Source organism: Burkholderia sp. MSMB1826 (assembly GCF_001526325.1).
Classification (GTDB): domain Bacteria; phylum Pseudomonadota; class Gammaproteobacteria; order Burkholderiales; family Burkholderiaceae; genus Burkholderia.
On record NZ_LOYN01000013.1, the window covers coordinates 114,792 to 130,624 of the forward strand.

The window sequence follows — 15,833 nt, forward strand, 5'->3', positions numbered from 1 at the left end:
CGCCGTCAGGCGTTCGCGCAGCCGCCCGGCTTGTGGATGCGTTCCGTCGACGCCGGGTACTTCGCGAGCAGGCTCGCCGGTCGCCGCGGGCGCGCGACCAGGTCGCCGCCGCAGTTCGGGCAGCGGCCCTTCAGCACGTCGTCCGCGCAGGTCGCGCAAAACGTGCACTCGAATGTACAGATGCGCGCTTCCGCCGAATCGGGCGGCAAGTCCTTGTCGCAGCATTCGCAGCCGGGGCGCAGTTCGAGCATGACGGTCTCCTGGGTCGGTGAGGGATGGGCGCCGCCCGGACATTGCGTGCGGCGCATGCGAGCGCTACTGTACGCGTTTGGATCGGCCCGGCCAACGGCGTCCCGCCCGGGCGCCGGCGACGCGCACGGGCCGCACCAGGAGACGACCATGCTTTATCGCGGAAGCTGTCACTGCGGCGACGTGACGTTCGACGCGCAAGGCGACCTGCAGGGCGTGATGGCGTGCAACTGCTCGATCTGCCGGCGCAAGGGTGCGCTGATGTGGTTCGTGCCGCGCGACCGCATGAAGCTGCTGACGCCCGACGAGAATCTGGCGACCTACATGTTCAACCAGCACGTGATCCGGCATCGCTTCTGCAAGCGCTGCGGGATTCATGCGTTCGGCGAAGGCGTCCACCCGGACGGCACCGCGATGGCCGCGATCAACGTGCGCTGCCTCGAGGGCGTCGACCTCGACGCGCTGCCCGTCACGCACTACGACGGCCGCTCGCGCTCAGCGGCGCGCCGGCGCGGGCGCTGATGCGCCGCCATCGGATCAGGACGGTTGCACGGCGGCCGCGTTCGGCGCGGGTGTTTCCGCCTGCGGTGCGGGTCCGGCGGTGCGCGTGCCGGCGTCGGCCGGGCGTTCGATCAGCGGCGCGAGCGCGGGCGCCATCGACTTCAGCAACTGCACGGCCATCGCGCTCGTGAAGTCGTAGCGCGCCGCATACGGCTCGTGCGCGGTCGCCGTCAGCACGCCGAAGAACCGGTCGCCGATCGCGAACACGAAGGTGCCGCTGCGGTTGACCTTGCGCGACTCGATCAGCCGCGCGCCGCGCGCATAGACGTTGAAGCGCTGATCGCCCGTCCCCGTCTTGCCGTACACGTCGAGCGTCTTGCCGTCCGGCAGCGTGAGCCCGCCCGCGAGGCGGCGTGCGGTGCCGTGGAGCACGACGTCGCGCAGCAGCGTGTGCGCGACGTTGACGATCTCCGGCGCCAGCATCGGCTGCGGCTGCGCGGCCGCGCGGACGAAGCGGGTTTCGTACGGCGTGCCTTTCGCGAAATCGAGCCGCGTGATCGTCTCGGTCGGCGCCTTCCGGCCGCCGTTCGCGATCAGGCCGATCAATTTCGCGAGCGCGTCGGGCTGGTCGCCCGATGCGCCGATCGCGGCCGCATAGGACGGCGTCACTTCCGCGAACGGGTAGCCGAGCGCGCGCCACGACTTCGTGATTTCCGCATACGCGCGCAGCTCGACCATGCGGCGGATGCGCCGGTCCTGCGTCGCGTGGTAGCGGGTCTTGTACAGCCACGAATACGTGTAGAAACGCGCATCGCGGCTGTCGCGCTGAACGTCGGCGAGCGCTGCGCCCGGGTGCGCGCGCAGGTAGTTGAGCGTCCACAGCGCGAGCGGATGGACGCTCGCGATATAGCCGCGGTCGTTGAGGTTGAAGCGGTCGATCGCGTACTTCGCATAGAGCGCCGCGAGATCGTCGTCGGACAGCGTCGCGGCCGGCGTGCCTTTCAGTTGCGCGCGCATCTGCGCATCGAACCACGCGAGCGATTCGTTCGGCGCGACGCTGCGCAGCACCGTCGCGATCTTCGGCGGCGACTTGCGTACGTCGCGCAGCATCAGCGCGAGCGCGTCGTCGGGCGCCTTGCCCGCATAGCGCGTGTAGTAGCGCTTCACGTATACCTGGCTTTCGCCGTCGACGAATTGCTGCAGGTAATGCTGGCGCTGCGCGGGATCGCCGAGCCACGACGACGACGGGCCGGCCGCCTGCAGCGTCTCGTAGTGGACGATGTCGCGCATCAGCCGCACGAACACGAGGTTCACCGAGTGCTCGAACGCCGCGTGCAGCGTCATGATGCGGCCGTTGTCCGACTTCTCGAAGTTGGAGAACACCTGCGCGCCGCCGCCCGTGTAGAACACGTCCGGGCTCGCCGAATACCTGCGTTCGACGGCCGCATCGAGCATCGCCTGCAGCGAGCGGTCGTGCGTATGCGACAGGTAGTCGAGCGCCCAGCGCGACAGCCCGTCGATCGGATCGGGCTTCACGCGCGCCAGCTCCGCGTTCGACAGGTTCGCATAGCGCGCATGCAGGTCGGCCACGATCTGCAGGTACGTGATCAGCGTGCGCAGCTTCGCGGTCGAGCCGAGGTTGATGCGGCCGCCGCGATTCACGTCGAACGGCTGGTTCACGCTGTCGGTCTGCACGCGCAGCAGGTTCGCGCCGTTGCGGTGTTCGTACAGCGTGAAGCTGTACGTGAGATGCGACGGGTCGTCCTTCGGCGCGAGCATCTCGAAACCGTACAGGCCGGCGGCCTGCGCGCCTTCGCGCGTCGACGCCTGCGCGAGCCGCTGGGCGACCGCCTGCTGCACGCCGTTGTCGAGGGTGCTGGTGGCCTGCAGGTCGAGCTGGTCGAGCTGGTACAGGTCGCCGATGCCGAGCGCCGACAGCAACGACGCGCGCGCGGACGTCACGGCCTTGCGCGACACGAACGACTGCACGCGCGCGGCGGCCGGCGGCGCGCTGCGGTCGATCTGCGCGGCGAGCGCGGCGTCGCGCAGCGCGGGCGAGATCACGCCGCCGTTCGACAGCAGCCGCAGGTAGCTGTCGGTCAGCTTCTGCAGCGCCGGATAGCCGCGGTTGAGGAAGTACGACGGCGCGCGCTGCGCGATCAGCAGCGACAACACCTCGCGGAACGTCTTGCCCTGCTGGTCGACGTTGTCGCCGGTCGTCGGCGCGGACAGCACGCGGTTCACGTCGGTGAAGTCGCGCCCGTACCACGCGGCCAGACCGTCGCCGATGCCGGTGATTTCGCCCACGTGCGGCCGCGCGGCGAGCGGCACCGAGTTCAGGTAGCGCACGACGATCGTGCGGCGCGCGAGCATCGTCTGCGGGCCGTTCAGGTAGGCGCGTACCGACGCGGAGGCGATCTGCCGCAGCTTCTCGGGCGGCGTCGCGGTGCGGCCCTCGGGCGAATGGCGGAACTTCTCGATCTGCGTCGCGAGCGTGCTGCCGCCCGGGCGCGCCTGGTGACGGTTGACGACGTGCAGCGCCTGGTCGGCGAGCGCGCGGCCGAAGCGCCCCCAGTCGATCGCCGGGTTGCGGTTCGGTTCGTTCGCATCGAGGAGGTAGCGATCCTCGATGAACAGCAGCGAATCGACGATCACGCGCGGCACCGTGTCGAAGTCGGCATAGACGCGCTGCGGAAACACGGTCGCGAACAGCGGCGAGCCGGTCGAATCGAACAGCATCAAGCCCGTCTGGTCTTTCTCTTCGTAAGGGAGAAACAGCCCGCGCTGGCCGAGCGACAGCATCCGCTGCGAATCGCGCGCCTGTTCGCTGACGACGAAGCCGCGTGCGAGCAGCCGTTGCTGGAACGCGGGAATCATCGCGTAGCCGAAGCGCCGGTCGTACGGGCCGTCGGCGGGGAAGCGGATGTGATCGCTCGGCCCCGCTTCGACCGTGTAGCCGACGTCGCGGGCCAGCTCGGACAGGTAGTGCGCCTGCAGCCGGGACGTTTCGATCTCGGTCTGCACGAGCCGCGCGACGATCGCCACCGCGATCAGCAATGCGGCGAGCAAAGACCACTTGACCCATGTCCAGACCGATGCCGGACCGGTCACGCGCGGCAGGATGCGATTCAGCGGCCGATTCATGGCGGCGTCTCCCTGAGGGCGCGGTTATCCGGCCGCACCCCATTAAGGATTAGTGTAGTCCTCCGCGGCGGGCTGCCAAGGGCGTCGACTACCGAGATGCGCCGGCGCAACAGGCGTGCCCATCCCGGGCGAGCGACGGGCCTGTGGCCGTCAAGTGCCTGCCGGCGGGCCGTCCCGGCGGTGCGAGGGGCGGGCGACGGCGAGTCGGCGTGAAAAATGGTGCGCGATTTCGTCGTTCATTCAACTGACGAAATGGTCGATCAGGTGATCGACGAAAAGCCGGGCCTTGCGCGGAAAGTGCCGGCGGCTCGGGTACGCGACGTTCATCTCGAGGGACTCGAGCCGATAGCCGGGCAGCAGCGCGAGCAGCCGGCCGTCGTCGCGGCATCGATGCGCGCGCGCCTGCCGTCAGACGCTGCCTTCGGTCTCGATCACGAGGATGCGTGCGACGCCGAGCGGATGCGCGACGTGCTCGGTGCCGACCGTCGCGTGGAAGAGGTCGCCCGTTTCGAGCACCGTCGCGTGCTCGACGCCTGCGTCGCGATAGCGCATCTCGACGCGGCCATCGAGCACCGCGAACACCTCCTCGCCGTCGTTCACATGCCAGCGATAGGGCTGGTCGGTCCAGTGCAGCCGCACCGTGATGCCGTTCAGATTCGCGATGTCGAGGGCGTCCCACGCGCGGTCCGCCGTGAATGCGGTGCTCCGGATGATGTTCATCGATGTGTTCTCCGGCACGCGTGTGCGCCGTTTTTCCGTGATTTTTCCGCCATCCGCATTCAGCGCGACGTGGCGCGCAGCGCCTGCTCGACGATCTGCTTGCGCTTCGCGAAGCCGGCCGCCGAACGCTCGGTGACGCGCGCCACGACCGCGGCCGGCGCGGTGTCGGGCGAGCCGGCGTCGAACGGCGGCGCGGGCGCGTATTCGAGCTGCAGCTGGATCGCCTGCGCTTCTTCATCGCCGACCAGCTCGGCGGCGATCGTCAGCGCGAAATCGATGCCGGCCGTCACGCCGCCGCCCGTGACCAGGTTGCCGTCGCGCACGACGCGCTCGCGCACGGGGATCGCACCCAGCGGTTCGAGCAGCGCGTGGAACCGCCAGTGCGTCGTCGCGCGCCGCCCGCGCAGCAGGCCGGCCACGCCGAGCAGCAGCGAGCCCGTGCAGACCGACGTCACGTAGCGCGCGGTGGCCGCGCGCCGTTGCACGAACGCGATCGTTTCGGCATCGAGCAGCAGTTCGTTGATGCCGATCCCGCCGGGGATGCAGATCACGTCGAGCGGCGGGCAGTCGTCGAACGTACAGGTCGGCGCGAGCGCGAGGCCGCTGCTCGACGCGACCGCGTCGCGCGACTTCCACACCAGATGGACGGCCGCGTCGGGCAGCGACGCGAGCACGTCGTGCGGGCCGGTGAGGTCGAGTTGCTGGACGCCGGGAAAGACGAGAAGGCCGATATGCAGGGTCATGCGAAGGCTCCGTGAGGGGAAGGGAACGTGCGCCGTTCGGCACGGGATGGACAGATCGATTCTAGGCGCGTAGTGTTTGGCGAAATTGCCATATCACCCACGTTTTCAGCCAATCGCCATGCCTGCCGCCGCCCCGCGTTCGATCCTGATCCTCGCGTTTGCCCGTGCGCAACTGCTCGACGTGACGGGGCCGCTGCAGGTGTTCGCGTCGGTCAACGAGCTCGCGCTGGAGCGCGGGCAGCCGGCGCCGTATGCGCCGCGCGTCGTGGCCGTCGAAGCGGGGCCCGTCGAGACCTCGTCGGGCCTCGTCGTGATGGCCGAGTCGCTGCGCGCGGCCGCGCGCCATCCGGATACGCTGATCGTCGCCGGCGGCAAGGGCGTGCATGCGGCGTCGAAGGATGCGCAGGTGGTGCGGTGGGTGCGGCAGCAGGCCGGACGCGCACGGCGCGTGGCGTCGGTCTGCACCGGCGCGTTCCTGCTCGCCGAGGCCGGCTTGCTCGACGGGCGGCGCGCGGTCACGCATTGGGCGCGCTGCGACGAATTCGCGGCGCGCTACCCGAACGTGCGCGTCGAGCCGGACCCGATCTTCATCCGCGAAGGCGCGCTGTGGACGTCGGCCGGCGTGACGGCCGGCATCGATCTCGCGCTCGCGTTGGTCGAGGAGGATCTCGGGCGGGCGACCGCGCTCGACGTCGCGCGCGAACTCGTCGTGTTCCTGAAGCGCCCGGGCGGGCAGGCGCAGTTCAGCACGATGCTGTCGATGCAGCGCACCGCCGACCGGTTCGGCGAGCTGCACGCATGGATGGCCGAGCACCTGACGGCCGACCTGTCGGTGCCCGCGCTCGCCGAACGCGTGAGCATGAGCGAGCGCAGCTTCGTGCGCCACTATCGCGCGGAGACCGGCCGCACGCCCGCGCGCGCGGTCGAGCAGATCCGCGTCGAGGCGGCGCAACGCCTGCTCGGCGAAACGGCGTGGCCCGTCAAGCGGATTGCCGGGCGTTGCGGCTTCGGTTCCGAGGAGACGCTGCGGCGCAGTTTCGTGCGCGTGCTCGGCGTGTCGCCGCAGGCGTATCGCGAGCGGTTCGTGCGGTAACGTACGGCGGCTGAGCGGGGCCGGCGCGGCGGCGCCCGGAACTGAACGGAAATCGGTCGGTTTCCAGTCCGAAGCGTCGAAACTATTCAGGATCGGAGAACAATGGGCGGGGGCTTGTGCCGCGCCCGCCGCGCGCTCTATTCTGTTCCGTTGGCGATTCGAAGGGGGAAGCAGCATGGACCGCATCCAGGCAATGGAAGTTTTTACCCGCGTGGTCGACGCGAACAGCTTCACGCGGGCGGCTGACACGCTTGCGATGCCGCGTGCGTCGGTGACGACCATCATCCAGAATCTCGAAGCGCTGCTCGGCGTGCGCCTGATGCACCGGACGACGCGCCGGCTGTCGCTGACGCCGGAGGGCGCCGCGTACTACGAGCATTGCATGAAGATCATCGCGGAGATCGCCGAGGCCGACGCGAGCTTCCAGGCCGGCAACCGCAAGCCGAGCGGCGTGCTGCGCGTCCACATGCCCAGTTCGCTCGGGCGCCGCATCGTGCTGCCGTCGCTGTCGATCTTCCGGCAGCGCTATCCGGACATCACGCTCGAACTGGGGCTGTCCGACCGCTACGTCGATCCGGTCGAGGAAGGCATCGACTGCATGATCCGGGTCGGGCCGCTCGAGGATTCGTCGATGGTCGCGCGGCGCATCGGGATGCTGAAGCGCGTGACGTGCGCGTCGCCCGATTACCTCGCCCGTCACGGCGAGCCGAACGAGATTGCCGATCTCGTCGATCATCATGCGGTGAATTTCCGTTCGAGCCACGGTGCGCGGGCGATTCCGTGGGTGTTCATGATCGACGGCAAGCCGTTCGAGGTGCGGATGAACGGCAGCGTCACGGTCAACGATTCGGATGCCTACGTGACGTGCGGGCTCGAAGGCTTCGGGATGATCCAGCCGACGCTGTTCATGGTGCTGCCGAACCTGCTCGACGGCTCGCTGGTCGAGGTGCTGCCGGACTGCAATCCGAAGCCGAAGCCGATCTCGATCGTGTATCCGCACAACCGGCATCTGTCGCAGAAGGTGCGCGTGTTCGCCGACTGGATCGCGGAGGTGTTCGAGTCGACGCCGGCGCTGGAGGGTGGGGAGAATTGGCGGGGGAAGGTGGGGGTGCAAGCGAAGCCGCAGAAAAAGGTGGTGGCGGCGTAAGGTGGCGACCGGGTATGGACGAAAGCGATGAGGCATGCCGTGAATTGCCTCATCCCGTCGATCGTCGGGCGCCAAGCCGCCACGTCTTATGCCGCGCCTACCAGCGGATCGTGTATGGATTGTCGCCGAGCGCCCAATGTCCGTTGTCGTCCCGTTCGAGCAGAATTCCCCGGTTCGCCCAGCCGTCCTGCTCGGGATAGAACGACAGGGCGTCCAGGAGATCCGGATCGGTTAGCCACGGTGTCGCTTGCCGATCCGGTTTCCATCGGAAATTGACCCACGAGACCAGGTGCGGATTGTCGTCGAACGGGTTCTTGGAAGGCTCCATGAATTTCGCGACGCCACCGTAGGTCACGTGTGCACAGAACAAGTTCACCATGTGTAGCGCCCGCCCACCGGGAACCGATCCGTCGGTCGTTTCGAATTCCCGATACCGGTAGAACGTCTTTCCGAACGGGGTTAGAGCGATATGGCTCAACGGGACATGGGTGTCGCGCGACTCGTAGTCCGGGTTCCTCACGGTCGGCCGCCCTTTGCCTGCATTGAATTTCACGGTAATCAGGCCGCGGTCGATCAATGCCTGCACGTCTTTTCTCACCACGCCATCGACTCTCAGCAAATCCTTCGCGTTGACGTCAGCGGGAAGTTCGGCGCCGGCCAGGCTGACGCAGGCGTCGGTCGGAACGGTGTTCTTGTCGGCGAGCGCGACCTTCAGGATCGCGTCGATCTTGCTTTTGTCCAGGTCGTCTCGCGCAGGAATGACGCGCATGCCAATCAGCACGGCCGCCGCGCCTGCGACACCGGCCATCAGCCAGCGTCGTCTCGCGCGTCCACGGCGCTTGTCGCTTGTCGATTCGTTACGGTCCTTCATCTAGCCCTCGGTTATTGTCATTGTCGATTCGGCAACGGCGGATTTCGGCCATGGGAGCCAACGGCGGCCCGGGCGGTCGAACGCGATGCCGATTTTCGCAGATGGCGGAAGCCGGCGCCGCTCGCCGGGTGAGATCATCGCCTCAATTGCGGGATTGATCCGGCACAGCGCGTCGCGTCGCGCGATCGCGCAGCGCAGCGGGCAATTGCCACAGCAGCAGTTCGTGCGTGCCCAGCGCCCACAGTGCCGAACCGTCCCACGAAAAGGCCAGCGCGCGGATCTCGTTGTCCGTCGGTAACGACGACGCGTCGAGCTGCACGGGCGTCCGGCCCTGTGCGACCTCCCAGAGCGCGACACGGTGCGTCCTGCTGCCCGCGGTCGAGGTCGTGCCCATCGCAAGGAAGCGCCCGTTCGCCGAACGCGCGGCGGCCTTGAAGTCGTCGGCAGGGCCAAGCAGCGCCGACAGCACGTGACCGCTCTTGAGATCCACGACGTGCATGCCGACGAAGCGGGCGCGTTTCGGGCCGGGGTACTTGACCGGCGGCGGCATGCTGCCGTCGTCGTCGAGCAGCAGCACGAAGCCGGTCGCAATCCATTGACCCTGCGGCGAGCCGAGAGGCTCGGGTACCCATTGTGCGATGCCGGTGGCGTTGTCGGGATCCGGCGAGCCGAAGCGCTGGGGCAGCGCGATCGCGCGCAGCGTGCGGCCGGTACGGGCATCCAGTTCGGCGAGCCCCTGCGGATCCTCCGTCCAGTAGCTCCCGGAAGGTCGCCAGCGTACCGGCCAGATCAGTGGATTGCCGCCGCCGTTGATGTCGTCCATCAGCGACTGGCGTACTGACGACAGCGTGGTGACGAATGGCCATGGATCGTCGGTACCCGATGGCGCCGACGCCGGCCGCTGCACGGTCAGGTACTCGGAGCCGAGCGGGTTGGACGCCTGCTCGCCATGCCGGATGTCGTGCCGGAAATTGGCCGGCAGATCGTCTGCGAGGATCCAGTGCAGATCGCTCATCTGATAGTCACGCCAGCTGGTTTCGTTCGGCCAGACGATTTCATGACGATCGACCTTGCGGCTCGTGACGTCATAGCGGTACAGGCATGGCTTGCCGTCGGTGTCCGGCTGGCCGTCGAACCAGACGGCGCTGCCGTCGCCGTTGATCATCATTCGTCGCGGGCCGGATTTGCCTCGCCAGACCTCGTCCGCACGCAACGCACCATCGACTTCGTGCAGCCGCCACACGTACTCGTTCCAGCCGCGGCTGTCGCTCACCTGGGCGCTGAACAGCATGCTGCCGTCCGGCAGGCCGAGGATGTCATGCGGATACAGCAGCGTGCGTTGAGACGGATCGGTCACCAATGTGTCCCAGCGGATGAGCCGGGGCTTCAGCACCGGGGCACTTGGGTCCGGTACCGCCAGGTTGATCGCAGGGGCCGGTATCGACGGTGTCGAGGGCAACTGCCATGCGGCCGGCGACGCGGCGATTTCCAGCTTGCCCGGCATCGCGGACAGCGCATCGGTCAATGCCGTGAACACGTCGGCCGGGACGACCGATATGCCCGTCCGGCTGGACTGGGTCCGGTTGCCGCTGAACACGTCCAGGTCCTGCAGCGTCAGTGCCTTCCACAGGCTGTAGTCGGGATTGGGCCGGGTATCGCTGCGACCGAACTGAACGATCGTCGCCGGATGCCCGAAGATGGCGCTTGCATCCTGCACCCTGACGAACAGCGTGCTCCGGTACTGACCGGTGATGCCGTCGCTGTGATCCTGGCGAGCATCCCAGTACGTATAGGTGGCCTGAAGCGCAGGCACGCGGGAGCCCTGGGACAGCCGGTCGACGCGCGCACGAGCATGATCCATGCGCCAGTCCAGTTCAGGACGGGTGATGGCACCTTGTTGCAGCGCCTGCTGCAGCTTCGGCATGACCTCCTGTTCGGCGATGGCCGTACGGAGGTCCGGCCGGCGCGACAACAGCACCTTGTCCCACGGGGGCGGCAAGTTCTGCAACTGCCAGTTGTCGACACGGGCCGTCACGGGGCTCGTCCGTTGCAGCACGCCCTGCACCCGTGGCTGCACCTGATCGAACGGGGCGGATACCAGCAGGTACACGGTTCCCGCATACGCTTGCCGGTTCTTGCCGTTGTCCCAGACCAGAACCTGTTCATTGCGACGGGCGGCGACCTCGTAGTCATCGTCGTGCCCGGTGTTATGCAACTGCACGAATCGCCACTGCATGCCGTCGACGGTGGCGGCCGGCATAGGGGCGGCCGAGCAGGCGAGCGGAATCGTTGCGCCGATCAAGCCCAGTAGGAAGCATGCGAGGCGGTTTTTCACAGTTTTTGCCCGGATGCGGCGGATATTGGGAGGTTCCGATTCTAAGCGCGGCTTCGTGCTCGTGGCGTGGCATACGGCCGCCATTACGCGCGCTATTAAATTTCGGCCGCTTGCTATCGCCGTATGCCGGTATCGACGATCTGGATTGCTCGTATCGGCGAGTACGAGTCGCACATCGATCTCGAACGAAGTTCGTGGTGTCCGGTTCACGGGCTGTGCGGTTCGCGATCTCGCTCGTCGCCTGCAGACGCCGGTGGAGGGCCGCCTGGTCGACGATCGCGCCGCGGGAGCGACAAACTTGGGGAAGGAAACGGGTCGTGGATGGAGGTCACGGCACGCCAGAACGGTTCATGCCGGTCGATGCAGATATGCGCATCGCGATTCCGGAACCCGCTAGACCGGACGCGCGCGATCGTGCCTTTGGGCGTTCATCGACAGATGAGGGCGGCGTTGAAGCATGCAGCAATGAAAAAAGCCGCTGTTCCTTTCGAAACAGCGGCTTTTCGCATTTGGTGGCGAATCAGGGATTCGAACCCCGGACCTGCGGATTATGATTCCGTCGCTCTAACCGACTGAGCTAATTCGCCGAAGACTTGAATTATGTCGATCGGCTGGCCGGCTGTCAATACCTTTTTTCCGTCTTTCCCGAAAAAAGTTGCCGGCGACCCGTGCCGGCCTTCATCGCGGGCGGGAGGCGGCCACCGGAAGGAGCCCCTCCGCCGGCCGTCTCCGCTTCGCGCCCGACATCAATCCTGCGCGTAGATGTCCGAGTCCTTCGTCTCCTTGACGAACAGCAGGCCGATCACGAAGGTCGCCAGCGCGATCGCGATCGGATACCAGAGTCCCGAATAGATGTTGCCCTTCGCCGCGACGATCGCGAACGCGGTCGCGGGCAGGAAGCCGCCGAACCAGCCGTTGCCGATGTGATAGGGCAGCGACATCGACGTGTAGCGGATCCGCGTCGGGAACATCTCGACCAGCATCGCGGCGATCGGGCCGTAGACCATCGTCACGTAGATCACGAGGATCGTCAGGATCACGATCGTCATCGGCCAGTTCAGTTGCGCCGGGTCGGCCTTCGCCGGGTAGCCGGCCCCCTTCAGCGTCGCCGCGAGCGTCTTGTCGAACGCCGCGCCCTGCGCCTTCGCGTCGGCCGCCTTGCCGTCGTAGGTCTGGATCACCGTGTCGCCGACCTTGATTTCGGCCGGCGTTCCGGCCGGCGCCGCGACGTTCTCGTAGTTCAGGCCGGCCTTCGCGAGCGCGCTCTTCGCGATGTCGCACGAGCTGGTGAACTTCGACGTGCCGACCGGGTTGAACTGGAACGAGCAGGTGGCCGGATCGGCGACGACCGTGATCGGCGCCTTCTGCGTCGCGAGTTCGAGCTGCGGATTCGCGTAGTGCGTGAGCGCCTTGAACAGCGGGAAGTAGGTCAGCGCCGCGATCAGGCAGCCCGCGAGGATGATCGGCTTGCGGCCGATCTTGTCCGACAGCGAACCGAAGAACAGGAAGAACGGCGTGCCGATCAGGAGCGCGATCGCGATCAGGATGTTCGCGCTGGCGCCGTCGACCTTCAGCGTCTGCGTGAGGAAGAACAGCGCGTAGAACTGGCCCGTGTACCACACGACGGCCTGGCCGGCCGTCAGGCCGACGAGCGCGAGGATCACGATCTTCAGGTTCTTCCACTGGCCGAACGCTTCGGTCAGCGGCGCCTTCGACGTCTTGCCTTCCGCCTTGATGCGCAGGAACACCGGCGATTCGTTCAGTTGCAGCCGAATCCACACCGACACCGCGAGCAGCAGGATCGACGCGACGAACGGCACGCGCCAGCCCCAGTTGCCGAACGCCTCCTCGCCGACGAACGTGCGCACGCCGAGGATCACGAGCAGCGACAGGAACAGGCCGAGCGTGGCCGTCGTCTGGATCCATGCGGTGTAGAAGCCGCGCCGGTTGGCCGGCGCGTGCTCGGCGACGTAGGTCGCCGCGCCGCCGTACTCGCCGCCGAGCGCGAGGCCCTGCAGCAGCCGCATCGCGATGAAGATCACGGGGGCGGCGATGCCGATCGACGCGTAGCCGGGCAGGAAGCCGACCACGAACGTCGACACGCCCATGATCACGATCGTCACGAGGAACGTGTGCTTGCGGCCGACGAGGTCGCCGAGCCGGCCGAACACGATCGCGCCGAACGGCCGCACCGCGAAGCCGGCGGCGAAGCCGAGCAGCGTGAAGATGAACGCGGCGGTCGGATTGACGCCGGAGAAGAAGCTCTTGCTGATGTAGGCCGCGAGCGAGCCGGCCAGGTAAAAGTCGTACCACTCGAACACGGTGCCGAGCGACGACGCGAAGATCACCTTCTTCTCTTCGCCCGTCATCGGCGAGTGCGAAATTTGCCCGCCTAACGTTGCCATGAATCGTCTCCAAGTCCCTTGATATAGATGTGCGGCCGCCTTGGGAGGGGCGGGCCTGTCGACGATTATTGGCACGGAAACTTACGGCGCACTGACTCGCGCGTACAAACCGACTGCGCGTTAACCCGTGTCGAATCGGCCATTTCGCGGCCCGATCATGGTGCGAACGTCCGGTAAATCGCCGGTTTCGACGGATTTGCGCCGAGCCGCGGCGGTGCACATCAGGGTTAATCCGGGGCAGGGACGGCGAGCGGCAGGCTGATGCGCACGAGCGTGCCGGCGAGGCGCGGCGCGTGCTGGTAGACGTGATCGTCGAGCGTCAGCGTGCCGCCGTGCTGCGTGGCGATCTCGCGCACGATCGCGAGCCCGAGGCCGCTGCCGTCGCCTTCGCGGCCGAGGATCCGGTAGAAGCGCTCGACGACGCGCTCGCGCTCGCCGGCCGGGATGCCGGGGCCGGTATCCTCGACTTCGAGATGCACGCGCCGCGCCGCGGGCTCGGCGCGCACGCGTACGGTGATGCGGCCGCCTTCCGGCGTATAGCGGATCGCGTTGTCGACCAGGTTGCCGAGCATCTCGCGCAGCATCACCGGGTTGCCGTCGACATCGAGCGGCGCGTCGTCGTCCGGGCCTTCGTACCCGAGGTCCATGCGTTTCGCGAGCGCGGCCTGTACCCAGTCGCGCACCGTGCGCCGCGCGAGCGCGGCGATCTCGACCGGCTCGAACGTGAGCCCGCTCGCGCGGTTCTCGGCGCGCGCGAGCGCCAGCAGTTGCGTGACGAGCCGCGCGGCCTGCTCGGAGCTCGTCGCGATCTGCTCGAGCGAGCGCTGCACGTCGGGCGGCACCGGATGGCGCAGCGCGAACTCGGCCTGCGTGCGCAGGCCCGCGAGCGGCGTCTTCATCTGGTGCGCGGCGTCGGCGATGAAGCGTTTTTGCAGCGCCATGTTCTGTTCGAGGCGCGCGAGCAGGTCGTTGAACGACGTGACGAGCGGTTCGATCTCGGGCGGCGCGCGCTGCGCCTCGACGGGCGACAGGTCGTCCGGCCGCCGCGCGCGAATGTGCGCCTGCAGCGCGTTGAGCGGGGCGAGCCCGCGCGACAGCCCGAACCAGACGAGCAGGATCGCGAGCGGCAGGATCACGAATTGCGGCAGGATCACGCCCTTGATGATGTCGTTCGCGAGCGCGTTGCGCTTGTCGAGCGTCTCGCCGACCTGCACGAGCACGGGCTGCGCGCCGCTCGCCTGCGGCAGCGCGACGGTCGTATACGCGACGCGCACGTCGTTGCCGCGCAGCAGGTCGTCGCGGAACACGACGACGCCCGGCGGCGGGCGGTCCTCGTCGCGCGGCAGCGGCATGTCGGCCTCGCCCGCGACCAGCTCGCCGCGCGTGCCGAGCACCTGGAAGTAGACGCTGTCGATGTTGTCCGCGCGCAGGAAGTCGCGCGTTTGCTCCGGCAGCGTCAGCTCGGCGACGCCGTTGACCGGATGGATCTGCCGCGCAAGCACGTACGCGTTGGTCTCGAGCGCGCGGTCGAACGGGCCGTTCGCGATCGTCTTCGCGACGAGATAGGTGACGGCGATGCTCATCGGCCACAGCAGCAGCAGCGGCGCGAGCATCCAGTCGAGGATTTCGCCGAACAGCGAGCGCGGGCGCGGCGTTTCGGGCGATTCGGTTTCGTCGGGCGGCGCGAACGGGTTCTCGTAGCGCGCGTCGCGCGCCTCGTCGGCAGCCGACGACGGCGCGCCGGTCGGGTGGCGGGAATGGGCCGGCGTGGCCATCGCGGCGCCGCCCGGCGTCAGCGCAGCGGCGTGCCGGCCGCCGCGGGCTGGGGCGCCGCCGTGTCGGCCGGCGTCGCGGGCGCGACCTTCTCGAGGCAATAGCCGAGGCCGCGCACGGTCGAGATCCGCACGCCGCTCGGTTCGATCTTCTTGCGCAGCCGGTGCACGTAGACTTCGATCGCGTTGTTGCTGACTTCCTCGCCCCATTCGCACAGGTGATCGACGAGCTGTTCCTTCGACACGAGGCGGCCGATCCGCTGCAGCAGCACCTCGAGCAGGCCGAGTTCGCGCGCGGAGAGATCGAGCACGTGATCGTTCGCGTACGCGATGCGCCCGACCTGGTCGAATGCGAGCGAGCCATGGCGCACGACGGTCGGACCGCCGCCGGCGCCGCGCCGGGTCAGCGCGCGCACGCGCGCCTCGAGCTCGTTGAGCGCGAACGGCTTGGCCATGTAGTCGTCGGCGCCGAGATCGAGCCCCTTCACGCGTTCGTCGACGCTGTCGGCGGCGGTCAGGATCAGCACGGGCAGATTGGAATTGCGCGCGCGCAGGCGCTTGAGCACGTCGAGGCCGGACATTTTCGGCAGCCCGAGATCGAGGATCAGCAGGTCGAAAGTCTGCATCGACAGCGCGGTGTCGGCGTCGACGCCGCTCTTCACGTGATCGACGGCATAGCCCGATTGGCGGAGTGACCGGGTGAGGCCGTCCGCGAGTATGCTGTCGTCTTCGGCGATGAGGATTCGCATGTTGCTGACCGATGGCCGGCGGGCGTGCATGCCGGCGCGGCTGTCTCCGAAATTATCCGTGTACGACGCAGCCTGCATTGCGGGCTTGCATAAAACACTGTTTT

Annotated in this window: 12 protein-coding genes, 1 tRNA gene and 1 pseudogene; 3 read left to right on the forward strand and 11 right to left on the reverse strand. The window is 67.6% G+C overall.

Annotated elements, in window-relative coordinates:
• Positions 1–5 precede the first annotated feature (5 nt).
• Positions 6–251 (reverse strand): DUF1272 domain-containing protein, encoded by a 246-nt coding sequence (locus tag WS95_RS06455; protein ID WP_059780572.1) that lies wholly within the window; start codon positions 249–251, stop codon positions 6–8.
• 148 nt (positions 252–399) lie between these two features.
• On the opposite strand from WS95_RS06455, the gene WS95_RS06460 reads away from it, so the two are divergent.
• On the forward strand, positions 400–771 hold the full coding sequence (locus tag WS95_RS06460; protein ID WP_059822905.1) for a GFA family protein: 372 nt from the start codon (positions 400–402) through the stop codon (positions 769–771).
• A 15-nt stretch (positions 772–786) separates the two neighbouring features.
• Here WS95_RS06460 and WS95_RS06465 read toward each other — a convergent pair whose 3' ends face one another.
• The 4 genes and pseudogenes from WS95_RS06465 to WS95_RS06475 all read right to left on the reverse strand — a co-directional run bounded on the left by WS95_RS06465 (position 787) and on the right by WS95_RS06475 (position 5,357).
• A complete protein-coding gene (locus WS95_RS06465; RefSeq protein WP_059822907.1) occupies positions 787–3,894 on the reverse strand; it encodes a transglycosylase domain-containing protein in 3,108 nt (1,035 codons plus the stop codon).
• Between the two features lie 240 nt (positions 3,895–4,134).
• Positions 4,135–4,272, reverse strand: a pseudogene (locus tag WS95_RS35605) (LysR family transcriptional regulator); the annotation flags it as partial.
• Positions 4,273–4,302: 30 nt separating this feature from the next.
• On the reverse strand, positions 4,303–4,614 hold the full coding sequence (locus WS95_RS06470) for a cupin (protein WP_059822932.1): 312 nt from the start codon (positions 4,612–4,614) through the stop codon (positions 4,303–4,305).
• Between the two features lie 59 nt (positions 4,615–4,673).
• The gene (locus WS95_RS06475; RefSeq protein WP_059780543.1) at positions 4,674–5,357 is read right to left on the reverse strand and encodes a DJ-1/PfpI family protein; all 684 of its coding nucleotides are present in this window, start codon (positions 5,355–5,357) and stop codon (positions 4,674–4,676) included.
• A gap of 118 nt (positions 5,358–5,475) precedes the next feature.
• On the opposite strand from WS95_RS06475, the gene WS95_RS06480 reads away from it, so the two are divergent.
• Together WS95_RS06480 and WS95_RS06485 are read left to right on the forward strand one after the other, a co-directional pair.
• Positions 5,476–6,450: a GlxA family transcriptional regulator gene (locus WS95_RS06480; protein ID WP_034208304.1), complete on the forward strand. Its 975-nt coding sequence runs from the start codon at positions 5,476–5,478 to the stop codon at positions 6,448–6,450.
• A gap of 175 nt (positions 6,451–6,625) precedes the next feature.
• A complete protein-coding gene (locus WS95_RS06485; RefSeq protein ID WP_034208303.1) occupies positions 6,626–7,597 on the forward strand; it encodes a LysR family transcriptional regulator in 972 nt (323 codons plus the stop codon).
• 97 nt (positions 7,598–7,694) lie between these two features.
• Here the strand turns inward: WS95_RS06485 and WS95_RS06490 are convergent, their stop codons facing one another.
• From WS95_RS06490 to WS95_RS06515, 6 genes are all read right to left on the reverse strand, one after another.
• Entirely contained in the window at positions 7,695–8,468 is a 774-nt protein-coding gene (locus WS95_RS06490) for a hypothetical protein (protein WP_059780544.1), read from the reverse strand.
• A gap of 142 nt (positions 8,469–8,610) precedes the next feature.
• On the reverse strand, positions 8,611–10,803 hold the full coding sequence (locus WS95_RS06495; protein ID WP_156444442.1) for a hypothetical protein: 2,193 nt from the start codon (positions 10,801–10,803) through the stop codon (positions 8,611–8,613).
• Positions 10,804–11,313: 510 nt separating this feature from the next.
• A tRNA-Met gene (locus WS95_RS06500) sits at positions 11,314–11,390 on the reverse strand.
• A 159-nt stretch (positions 11,391–11,549) separates the two neighbouring features.
• The gene (locus WS95_RS06505) at positions 11,550–13,208 is read right to left on the reverse strand and encodes an MFS transporter (protein WP_059822910.1); all 1,659 of its coding nucleotides are present in this window, start codon (positions 13,206–13,208) and stop codon (positions 11,550–11,552) included.
• 227 nt (positions 13,209–13,435) lie between these two features.
• Positions 13,436–14,983, reverse strand: coding sequence for a sensor histidine kinase (locus tag WS95_RS06510; RefSeq protein WP_059822912.1), 1,548 nt, complete (start codon positions 14,981–14,983; stop codon positions 13,436–13,438).
• 17 nt (positions 14,984–15,000) lie between these two features.
• Positions 15,001–15,729 (reverse strand): response regulator transcription factor, encoded by a 729-nt coding sequence (locus WS95_RS06515; RefSeq protein WP_006497347.1) that lies wholly within the window; start codon positions 15,727–15,729, stop codon positions 15,001–15,003.
• Positions 15,730–15,833 lie beyond the last annotated feature (104 nt).